Origin of the sequence: Pseudomonas sp. Irchel s3a10 (genome assembly GCF_900187525.1) — a bacterium.
Classification (GTDB): Bacteria; Pseudomonadota; Gammaproteobacteria; order Pseudomonadales; family Pseudomonadaceae; genus Aquipseudomonas; species Aquipseudomonas koreensis_G.
Window position 1 is genome coordinate 515,936 of sequence record NZ_FYDR01000005.1, and the last position, 10,870, is coordinate 526,805.

A 10,870-nucleotide genomic window follows, 5' to 3' on the forward strand; every position below is an offset into this window, starting at 1 on the left:
AACATTCAGGAAGCCACGTCATGAACAAAAACCATGTTTCGCTGCAAAAAAATGCTGCGGCAGGACTCTTTAAAATGCTGGTCGTGCTGCCAGCATTTTTTTCTACCGGCGGGCATTCTTTTGCCGCCGTTATTGTCGATAACGGCAATACGCTGAATATCGATGCAAGCACACCACAGAGCGATTATCTGGTACGCAACGCAAGCGTGCTGAACATCGCGGGGGCCAGCACCCAGAGTCTGTCTGTCACGTCCGGATCAACGTTGAATATCAACGGCGCAACGGTCAATGCCGACAGTGGGCTGGTGGGTATCCGCATAACCGGCAGCACGGGTGATCTCACTCGCGCCATCGTGACCAGTGACTTTATGGGGCTGGCGGTCAATCGGTCTATCGGCTCGACCCTTAGCTCCAAGGTCACTGCAACCGACAGTCAATTCAAGGGTGGGGAAATCGGTGCTCAGGTCACCGGCTTGAGCACGCTCACGCTCATCAACAGTCAGGTGACGGGCACAGGGGCTGACAGTACCGGCCTGAACATATTGGGGGGGGATGTACGCGCCTCCGCAAACACGGTTATCAGCGGCGACAAGACCGGGGTGACTATGGGCAGGGATCCCTCGGGCCTGGGCAACAATTCACTGCGGCTCGACAACGCCAGTGTGGAAGGCCGCACCGGTGATGCGATTCTTGTGGACAAGGGCATCAATGCCACCCTTGAGGTGTTGAACCAGTCTTCCCTGACGGGGGGCAACGGCAACGTGCTGACGGTGCAGGGCGCTTCCACCGCGGGCATGTCTGTCAGCGACAGCACGCTGCAAGGCAACGTCAACGTCACCGGCAACAGTACCGCCAATCTCACCTTCGATCAGGGCAACATGAAGGGCGATGTGCTGGTCGAAAACGGTTCGACTGCCAACGTCACCCTGCAGAACAACTCGCAACTGACCGGCCGTCTCGACAAGGTCAACGGCGTGACCGTCAACAGCGGTTCTAGCTGGACCCTGACAGGCGCTGACACTGTAGGAACACTCGCCATGAATGGCGGGACGGTGCGCTTTGGTGCGCAGGATGTGCCAGATACGTTCTACCAGTTGAACGTCGGCACGCTGGCCGGCTCTCCGGATGGTTCCAGTACGTTCGAAATGAAGGGCAATTTCGCCACCGGTCAGCACGACTTCCTCAATGTCACGGGCGTTGCCAGCGGGCAATTCGGATTACTGGTGGCCGCTTCCGGTCTGGACGCGCTGAGCCCGCAGCGTTTGACCCTGGTGCACACCGCCGCCGGCGACGCGCAATTTGCCCTGAGAGGCGGGCATGTCGATCTGGGTACCTGGTCTTATAAACTTGATCGGCGAGAAGTGGGGGAGGGCGGAACGGAATGGTTTCTCGACCCGACCACCAAGACCATCAGCCCCGGGGCGAAATCGGTACTGGCGCTGTTCAACGCTCCGGTGACGCTGTTGTATGCCGAGGCGGCAACTTTGCGCAGCCGCATGGGCGAGTTGCGTTTCGATGGGGGTGACACCGGCCTGTGGATGCGCACCTACGGCAACAAGTACAACATCAGCGCCGCTTCCGGCGTGGGTTATCAGCAGACCCAGCAAGGGCTTTCTCTGGGGGCGGATACGCACCTGGGCGACAGTCTGTGGGTGGCCGGGATCATGGGCGGCTACAGCCATACCAACCTGGACGTCGCACAGGGGACTTCGGGTACGGTTGACAGCTACTATCTGGGCCCTTACGTGACCTGGATGAACAAACAGAGCGGTTACTACTTTGATGCGCTGCTCAAGTTCAACCGCTTTCAGAGCGATACGAAAGTCGGCATGAGCGATGGCACCCGCGCCAAGGGCAGTTATGACAGCTCCGGTGTCAGCGCTTCGGCGGAGTTCGGTCGCCAGATCAAACTGGAGGATGGCTACTTCATCGAGCCGTACGGCAAACTGTCGACGGCGGTGATTCAGGGGCGCAACTTTGATCTGGACAATGGCATGGAGGCCGACGGCGATCGCAGCCGCTCGGTGCTGGGTGAAGCGGGCACCACTGTGGGCCGCAACTTCAACATGGGCAATGGCATGGTCGCCCAGCCTTATGTGCGCGTTGCGGTGCAGCACGAGTTCATCAATAACAACCGCGTGACGGTCAACGCTGATAATCAGTTCAACAACGACCTGTCTGGCACCCGTGGTGTGCTGGGAGCAGGCGTTGCAGTGGCATTGACCAAGGACCTGCAGGTGTATGCCGGTTACGACTACAGCCATGGCAAGTACATCAAGAAGCCGTATGACTTGAATGTCGGAGCGCGCTGGACCTGGTAAGCAGCCTCATGATGTGAATACCTGAAAAACGCCTCGCACCTGCGGGGCGTTTTTTTGTGCTGGCCTGCCGGGCAACCCGCTGTCCGGGCCGACGGGTTGACCTGACACCTGCGACTCAGGTGAATCGCAACACGTTGATTTCCTGATGCCCGGACTCATGCGTGCCCCGCCAGTGCGGCCCGTCACGGGACACCTGGTAGAACAGATTCAGTGCACCGTTCTCCAGCACCCGCAGATGTTTTCCCGGCACGTACAAGGTCACGAGATGATTTTCCACGTCCTGCGGGCTGACGATGTGCCGAGCCTCATACAAGTAGGGAATGCCATTGACCTTGGTGCCCAGCCAGGCCATGTCGACGATATCGTCCGCGGTCATGCTCGGGTACTGAATGTTCACAGTGGCCGATGTGATATCGGCGCTCACCGTATTGCCCGCGGCTTCGCTTAGGACCGGCGCGGGGATCCGGCCTTCCACGCTGGCGAGTTCGTGCCTGGAGGGGAGCGCAGAGCCGTCGTCCTTTTTGTAGCGCACATACGATACGTCTGCGGTTCCCATGGCAATCGCCCGGACCTGCGCATTCGGAATCTGAAATATGAGGATGCTGGGGAAGCTTTCCACCCTCTGGGATTGTCGGTTGGGCAACGGAGCACCGGTGGGTGGTGTGCCTACCCAGGTCATGGTGACGGTGTCACCCAACTCGAAATCGCTGGTGGAGGCGCGAACATGCACGTTGACATCGCGATTGTTCAATTTATCGAGATCAATGATGCCGTTGACTGACTCCTGGATGATCGGCTCATCCAGCTGCCGGATTCCGGACATGACTTTGACTGTGGTCCTCAGCGACCACTTCTCGGAATGGTTGAATACCTCGTCATGGATCCCGTAATGCACCACCTGCGCGTTGCCGTCGCCACCGGCCACAATATCGTCCTGGTGTGCGGTGATCTCGATAGGTGCCGTGCCGGCTGCCTCATCGGCGCTGACGGTATGAGGTGGCAAGAAGGCATTGCCCCATTGCACCTGGATAACGTCGCGCACGGCGATGTTCGGGTAGGGAGGAATAACCATCGGCACACCCTTGGCTGCCCAATCCGCATCCACGCCGTTAACGATGACGTCGCGCGGCAGCTGCACGATGTGCAATTTTGCATGTCCGGGCAAATGGGGGTCATCGTCTTTGCCGCCCGGCAGATCCAGCTTCACCAGTATTCGCAAGGGCGTGGCGGGCTCGTCGGGGCTGGTGCTGCCTGCGCGGGTCAGTACGTAGTAGACCTCGTCGACCCAGCCGGGAAGGATGTTCGTCACAGGCAGGAAGAAAAACACCGGTTGGTTGCTGCCGTCTTCGTCATCCTGCAGAACCCGGGTAAAGATCTTGTGGTCCTTGCCCCAATAGATATCGAGCGTGTCACCTTTGCGCATGGGTTCGGCGTAGGCATCGACGGCGCAGAACAAACCGTCGGGATACCGGTAGTAGGTTTTGCAGTTGATACCGCCGTCCCCATCGACGATCGGCTCTATCATGGCCGAAATCCGCAAGGGACGCAGTTTCAGGCCCGGAATTTCAGTCTGCAAGCGTGGAAACAGGAAGGAGTGAAAGTGCGTCATGACGAAAAACCTCAGCGAAGGACATGGGGCTCTGCCAGGAAGGCGTTGATTGATTGGGCCTGATGTGGCGAGTGTTGCCTACTGTCAGAAATAACAGGTATGCCCGGGTTTTCGATGAGCGGTCATGCGCTACAGATGCACGCCATGGCTTGATCCCTCAAATTGTCAGAGATCCGGCGTGATCAACATGCTTGCGGGCCTACCGGGGGCGTTCTGGTCGGCGGGGTTGTATCGGAAGACCTGGTCAGCCGTCGCTTCGAGGTCAACCAGAACAATGGGCAAGAAGCGTCCGGTGCTCTGGAAGTAGTCGCGTTGGGCGAACTGCGCCTGTGCCAGCCCGTTTGCGTTGTAGTGCGCCTTGAGGCTGTAATAAAACGCTTCCAACGGGATTTTCAGCGGAATGTCCTGCGGCCAGGTCTGGATCATCACCTCGTTCCAGCCATCGCCATTGGGCGCTGTCGGGCGGACATCAATGCTCAGTTGGAACTGCGCCGGGTCGATGTTGAACGCACAACTGCTGCGTGGTGCGCTGGCATATCGAGTTGCCCAAGCCTGCACGGTGGTGATACCCAGCTCATCACACAGGTCGCCGCGTATGCGGCAGGTGTCTTGAGGACGGCTGGTGGCGCCATCGAAGGGATAGGCACACATCACGTTCAAGGGGTTGGCCGCCGGGGCAAAGCTTTCGCGAATCAGAAAACCTTGTGAGTAAACCGGCTTGGTCAGTCCCGCATCCCGGCGTAGATAGGTGAAGGAAACACCGCCGTTGCCCACCGACACAGGGCTGGGATTCCACATGTGAAAAGCTGCAGAAGCCTGGGATCCACGCAACAGAACGCCATTGCAGAAGTAAGCGCTTTTACCGGTCTGACAGGTCGGTGATGTGTGTTCATACCGCGCATTCAACCGCGAAGCCACCTGATAGCCGATGTACAACTGGTCCTGCTGATCGAAGCCGAACACACCGTCAGACCCTTGCTGCAGATCCATGCGCAGGATCGGCAACCAGTCCCCGGTGGCATCAAAATAATCACGCTGATCCCTCTGCGCACCGAGCAATGCGCCGGTTTGTGTCACGTCGTAAAACAGCGCTTGTATCGGCATCTGTTTCGGCGCGGCGGCGTCCCAGTTTTTGATCTGCAGCAGGTTTGGCCGGGCTGCCCAGGTAGCGTCGAGGCCTTCATGGGCAATGAGGCTGGCCTTGAACAGAGTCGGTGCATGACTGCTGAGCGAACATTGTTTGTCCGGTTGCAGGCCTTGTTGCTGGAAGTGCGCCATCCAGCTCGGAGCATCCGTGACACCTTGGGCGGCGCAGGAGGAAGGATCCGGCTCGGCGCCTTTGGTTGAGTTCGACCCACAACCGAAGGCGGGGCGAATACCCATCATGACAAACGCAAACGGATAGGCGCACAACACGTCGAGCGCTTTGCGCTGGCCGATGGCGGTGAAGCTGTCGCTGAACACCACGCCGCTTTTCTGTGCCAGCACCCGGGTGCCGAGGTCAGCGCGCAGGTAACTGAAACTTTCCGCGCCGAGCTGGGTAGAAGTTGCGTCGTGCTGCCAGAACTCGCCGGCCTCGGGGCTGCCGCGCACCAATACGCCACTGCAGAAGTACGCCGGGTGGTCGCCCACGCATTCGGCCGTGGTGTTCTGGTAGCGGGTGTTGAGCAGCCTGGCCACTTCCGGGCCGGTGGCGGCGACGGCCAGGCTGTCGAACAGCCATAGCGCGAGCAGAAGTTGTTTGAGTAACGAAATCGGAGTGTTCATTTGTAATACCCCAAGGTTGCCGAGTGGAGTGTCGGGGAATGTGAGGCGTTGAGCGGTTTCTGCAGGAGAGTCTCGGAAACACTTTGATCGGCGGGGTCGTAGGTGAATTCATGACCTGTATCTGCGGCGAGATTCAAATGCACAACGGGCAGAAAAAGACCGGTCTGTTGAAAGAAGTCTTGCTGAAAAAAAGCCGCACTGGCCTTTCCCGCGGCCGCGATATAGAAAAATGCCTCAAGGGGAAGTTGAACCCCAATGTCTTGGGGCCACGAAGCAATGACGACCTCGTTGTGCTGGGTCTGGTCGGTTGCATTCAAAAAAGAGCGCGCTACGACGCTCTGCTCAAACTGTTCCGGACTGCTGTTGAAGCTGCAGCCGGTACTCTTGTGAGAGAGCGTATAAAAATGTGCTGCCCATTGCTGGCCGCTGTTGATGTCCTGCTCGTCGCACGGCCTGCTGCGCACCGGGTCGAGACTATGCTCGTTACAACCCGCTGATCTGAAGTCGGTTCCACCATCAAAGGGGAACGCGCAGCGCAGGGTGAGAGGGTAAGCAGCAGGGGCCGCCAGTTCCTTCATGATCAAGCCCTGGTTCTTGCCATAGACGAGCCTGGATGCATAAACATCGGAACGCAGGTAGGAGAACGCCACGGCGTTTCGCAAGGTGGAGCCCGGGCTGGGATTCCACGCATGAAACGCTGGCGATGCATCGGTGATACGTATCAACACGCCATTGCAGTTATACGCAGCGGTATCTCCTCGACAAGCGGAGGACGTATCGGCATACCGCGCATTCAACCGCGAAGCCACCTGATACCCGGTGTACAACTGATCCTGCTGGTTGAAACCGAATACCGCGCCGGGGGGCTGCTGCAGGTTCATGCGCAGGATCGGCAGCCAATCCCCGGTGGCGGCGAAGTAGTCACGCTGATCCTTTTGCGCACCCAGCAATGAGCCGGTTTGAAGCACATCGTAAAACAGCGCTTGTATCGGGATTTGCCTGGGAGCTGTGGCGTCCCAGTTTCTGATTTGCACCATGTTTGGATGGGCTGACCAAATTCCGCCCACACTTTCATGGGCAACCAGACTCGCTTTGAACAGTGCGGGCGTACGGCTACTGAATGAACATTGTTCAGGTGGGTAATAACCTTGTTGCTGAAAGTGAGTGACCCAACTTTGGGCATCGGTAACGCCTTGGGCTGCGCATGACGCCGGATCTTGCCCGGTGCGTTCGTCTATTGTTGGGCCGCAGCCGAAATCCGGACGATTGCTGGCCGGGATAAACGCATACGGGTAAATGCATAGCACATCCAACACTTTACCTTCGCCAATGGCAGTGAATTGATCGCTGAACACCACGCCGTATTTTTTGGCCACACGCTGAATCTCCAAGTCGGCGCGCAGGTAACTGAAACTTTCCGCGCCGAGCTGGGTAGAAGTTGCGTCGTGCTGCCAGAACTCGCCGGCCTCGGGGCTGCCGCGCACCAGTACGCCACTGCAGAAGTACGCCGGGTGATCGCCCACGCATTCGGCCGTGGTGTTCTGGTAGCGGGTGTTGAGCAGCCTGGCCACTTCCGGGCCGGTGGCGGCCACAGCCAGGCTGTTGAGCAGCCAGAGGGCGAGCAACAACACTTTGTTCAATGCCATGGTCGTGTCCTTGACGAGGGGGCTGCGTCGTCCAGAGGGAATCCACTTCAGTCGCGTTTGATGCCGACGGCCTGGTGAAAGGTGCCGATGTCATCACCACTGGCATTTTCGTTGACGTGCGAACCGTTCAGGTCATAAGACCAGGCGGTCCCCGCGCCGAGTTCGTCCCCGGTCCAGACCGGGTAATGCAGCCAGCCAAGGTATTCGCCCACCTGGCCGCTGGTGGGGTAATACAGTGACCAGAAGCGTTTGATCTGGGCCAGCGAGACGGGCAGCACTTTGGCTTGCATGCAGAGGACCTTCATGCCCTCCCAGTCGGCGCTGTGAGTGAGGTGGTGCAGCTCCAGAATTCCCTTGATTGTCAGTTCGTAACGCTGGGTCTGGTTCAGGGTATCGGTCGCGGTGATCGTGCACGTTCCGTTGCGCACCGCAGTGACCTCGCCTGATGCTGAATGGATGGTTGCAATGCTTTCATCACTGCAGCTGTACACGTAGGGAGCCGTGCCCCAATTGGCTTCCCGGGTCATGCGTGTGAACGCAGGCGTTTCCCTGGGCGGCTTGTTGACCGAGGCCACGTAGTTTTCGGTGCTCAGATCCAGGATCGCATCACTTTCGAAAGGGGCTTTGAGCAGCAAATCCAGTATCAGCGATTCCTCGCGCAGGGTTCGAGCCAACTTCTTGTTGTTTTTCTTGTTGCTGATCGTGGCCGGCGCGCGCTCCACTTCGTAACGAATGGGCAAAATGTTGTTGTCGTTGGCGATGAACTCTTTCGCGGGAACAACAAACTCCACATCCTTGCCCACTGCGCTCGAACCGATGGGAATGTCGTCGGTGTAGTGGTCGCCGACAAAGAGGTAGACCCGGTCACGATAGGCCATGTCGTCGTAGGGGGTGATGCGCACCGTGGCGCCTCGGGCCGGAATCGTTTCAGGATCGAGTACGCCACCTGGAGCCTCGTCCACTGAAGGCGCATTGTGTGGGGGAGCGTTGGCAGGCATGGTTTCACCTATTGAGCAGCAGTCGTCGGCGCTTGCGTAGAAGCGCCGGGCAACATGAGTTGAAAGATCGCCGGAATCGCGGTTATCGGGGCGTGTCGAGCAGCGCCCTGCGACTGGCTTTGAATGCCAGCCCCCGTGTTGCAGGTGTGGCCAGATATGAGAACTTGCCCCGGAGAAGTTCCTGCACCGCGCTGCTGTCACCGCCGCCGGCCGCAACGCCCCAGGTGACAACACGACCGTCAGACGTCAGCGCGGTGAAACCGGTGGTGTTGCTGTAAAGCGCAACCACGTTGGTCAATTGACCGACGACAGGCGCGGTATTGCCGCCGACCGTCTGATCGCCCCACGCGACTACCGTGCCGTTCTTGCGCAACGCAGCGAAAGCCTGGGATGACCCGCATACCTGGACAATGTCATCCAGCGTTGCGATTTCGCTTGGTACGGCGCCGCCCTCGGCAGGCCTGCCCCATGCCACCACATGCCCGTTGCTGCGCCGGGCGGCAAAGGCGCGCCAGGTCGAGCTGACTTCGACGATGTCGTCCAACCCTTTGATCAGATCGTCGATTGTGCCGCCGTACTCGGCTGTTCCCCAGGCCACGACATGTCCGGAGGCACGCCGAGCGGCGAACGCCTGGGCATTGGCGCAGCTCAGTTCGATGACGTCGGTGAGGAGGGCGATGGCTTCTGGTACAGCGCCGCCATAACCTGCATGCCCCCAACCGACAATCCGCCCGTTGGCCCGGTGCGCAGCGAAGGCTGCATTGCTGCCAATCAATGTCTTGATATCGTTGAGCCCGGCGATGTCGCCCGGCACGGTTCCACCATTGGCTGCCAACCCCCAGGCCACCACTTCGCCGGTGGTCCGTAATGCGGCAAACGCCTGTCCGGCAGACACAATATGCTCGATATCGCGGTGTTGACCGATGATGTCCGGTACGGTGCCACCGTTGGCAGCGTCGCCCCACGCCACCACTTGCCCTGTCAGCTTCACGCCAGCGAAGGCGACGGCGTTACCCACCACTTGTTTGAAACCCAGCGGTGAAACACCGCCCATGCTGCCACCTTCCGTAACGGTTCCCCAGATCACCACCGCATTGTTGGCGCGGCGCGCGGCGTAGGCGCTGCGTGTGCAACTCACCTCGACAATGTCGTCCATGGTGATGATGGTGGAGGGGATCGTTGCTCCATAAGCCCCGTTGCCCCAGCCTACGACATCACCCACATTGCGATGCGCGACGTAGGCCGATTGTCCGGTGAGTGTCTGGTCGTTGCCGTTGCCGATGATGTTTGCCGGGTTCAGGGTCAATGCGTCGTCCGTGGTGCGCACCTGCAGTGGCAGGTGCGGTTGGGTGTCATACCAGGTACTGGCCGTCGTCCATTGACTGTCGTCCGGGTATTTCCACTGCGCCTGCAAAGGTTGGCCGGTGGTGGCATTGAATGCACTCAATACATGCGAAGCGCCGGATGACCTGTAGGTGCTGCGATTGAAGCGAGCGCCCATGACTTTCAACGCGCCGGAACCAATTACCTTGCGGACATCGTAGACCGTCGGATCAGACGGGCCGTCAGTACCACCCGCTTTGCGGGTAATCGTATAGGTCATGGAAATGCTGTCGTCGACGTTATCGTCAATGAACGTGTGATCCACCTTGATCACCGCCAGTTCTTTATCTGCCTGACTGGCCAGGACTGTATGGGATTTTCTGATTGTAGTTTTGCCGATCACTACCACATGGATCTCATCATCGGTTCTAAGCGCAGCACTGGCGGCGATGACCACTGTTGCGCCGAGAGGAAAAACGTCGTTTGGGTTGATCTGGTCCTTTTGCGCGCCGCTGGCTTCCAGGAATGTGGCCACGGGCAGTTTCACGCCAGGCGCCGCTTCCACGCGCAAGTCGTAGTCCGTGCCAAGGCGTCTGCCGCCTTCGAACAACTCAACGTAATAACTGAGGGTGACCGTGTGGTTCAGGCTGTCCAGTACGACTCGCTGAGGAACCGGAAACTCCACCTCCTTGCCTTCGTTGTTACCGCTAATGGCTTTGTCATAGTCCTGATCAACGCTGCCATCAGCGGTGCGCCATTTCATGTAATAGTGATCACCGGCATTCTCCGCACGGTTGGCGGCGATCAACACGGTGGCCTCGACTGGCACGCTGGCCGGGTCGAGCACGTCATTCACGGCTTCGCGTACTTTTGCCGGCTCCAGAAGTTGTTCCTGTGCCTCGCCCACGGTGAACACCAACGGATTCGAAAGGCTGGTCTCATTTGTGGCATGGCGCCAGAGCTGGTAGCGGACGGTGATCTTGCTGCCGCGGTTCGGTTCGATGTGTTGGGCGACGAAGGCGGCGTCCAGGTTGATGACCCAGTCTTGCTGGGCGGTTACGGCATTGAATGTGCGGGACCCGGGTTCCTCGCCGGAGATGTCGCCCACCCACTTCCAGGTGGCCTCGTCGTTGGCTACCCATGGCTTCACCACAGGCCTGGGGATGGTCAGTTTACTGGTACCGCCGGGCAGTGTGGCCGGGTCGA

At 59.0% G+C, this 10,870-nt stretch carries 6 protein-coding genes; 1 reads left to right on the forward strand and 5 read right to left on the reverse strand.

Annotated elements, in window-relative coordinates:
• Positions 1-74: 74 nt before the first annotated feature.
• The gene (locus CKW11_RS18210) at positions 75-2,321 is read left to right on the forward strand and encodes an autotransporter outer membrane beta-barrel domain-containing protein (RefSeq protein ID WP_253151440.1); all 2,247 of its coding nucleotides are present in this window, start codon (positions 75-77) and stop codon (positions 2,319-2,321) included.
• Positions 2,322-2,436: 115 nt separating this feature from the next.
• Here the strand turns inward: CKW11_RS18210 and CKW11_RS18215 are convergent, their stop codons facing one another.
• The 5 genes from CKW11_RS18215 to CKW11_RS28570 all read right to left on the reverse strand — a co-directional run.
• Positions 2,437-3,930 (reverse strand): hypothetical protein, encoded by a 1,494-nt coding sequence (locus CKW11_RS18215; protein ID WP_095138615.1) that lies wholly within the window; start codon positions 3,928-3,930, stop codon positions 2,437-2,439.
• Between the two features lie 165 nt (positions 3,931-4,095).
• Positions 4,096-5,697 carry a hypothetical protein gene (locus CKW11_RS18220; protein WP_095138616.1) on the reverse strand — a complete coding sequence of 534 codons (1,602 nt, stop codon included), beginning with the start codon at positions 5,695-5,697 and terminating at the stop codon, positions 4,096-4,098.
• The gene (locus CKW11_RS18225; RefSeq protein WP_177440013.1) at positions 5,694-7,343 is read right to left on the reverse strand and encodes a hypothetical protein; all 1,650 of its coding nucleotides are present in this window, start codon (positions 7,341-7,343) and stop codon (positions 5,694-5,696) included. Before CKW11_RS18225 ends, CKW11_RS18220 begins: the two co-directional genes overlap by 4 nt.
• A 47-nt stretch (positions 7,344-7,390) precedes the next feature.
• Entirely contained in the window at positions 7,391-8,341 is a 951-nt protein-coding gene (locus CKW11_RS18230) for an Ig-like domain-containing protein (RefSeq protein ID WP_095138617.1), read from the reverse strand.
• An 82-nt stretch (positions 8,342-8,423) separates the two neighbouring features.
• The coding region (locus CKW11_RS28570) for an RCC1 domain-containing protein (RefSeq protein WP_371917881.1) at positions 8,424-10,870 on the reverse strand (2,447 nt) is incomplete at its 5' end.

Coding starts and splice junctions, on each gene's coding strand:
- CKW11_RS18210 (WP_253151440.1), top strand. CDS start 75: ATGCTGGTCGTGCTGCCAGCATTTTTTTCTACCGGCGGGCATTCTTTT.
- CKW11_RS18215 (WP_095138615.1), bottom strand. CDS start 3,930: ATGACGCACTTTCACTCCTTCCTGTTTCCACGCTTGCAGACTGAAATT.
- CKW11_RS18220 (WP_095138616.1), bottom strand. CDS start 5,697: ATGAACACTCCGATTTCGTTACTCAAACAACTTCTGCTCGCGCTATGG.
- CKW11_RS18225 (WP_177440013.1), bottom strand. CDS start 7,343: ATGGCATTGAACAAAGTGTTGTTGCTCGCCCTCTGGCTGCTCAACAGC.
- CKW11_RS18230 (WP_095138617.1), bottom strand. CDS start 8,341: ATGCCTGCCAACGCTCCCCCACACAATGCGCCTTCAGTGGACGAGGCT.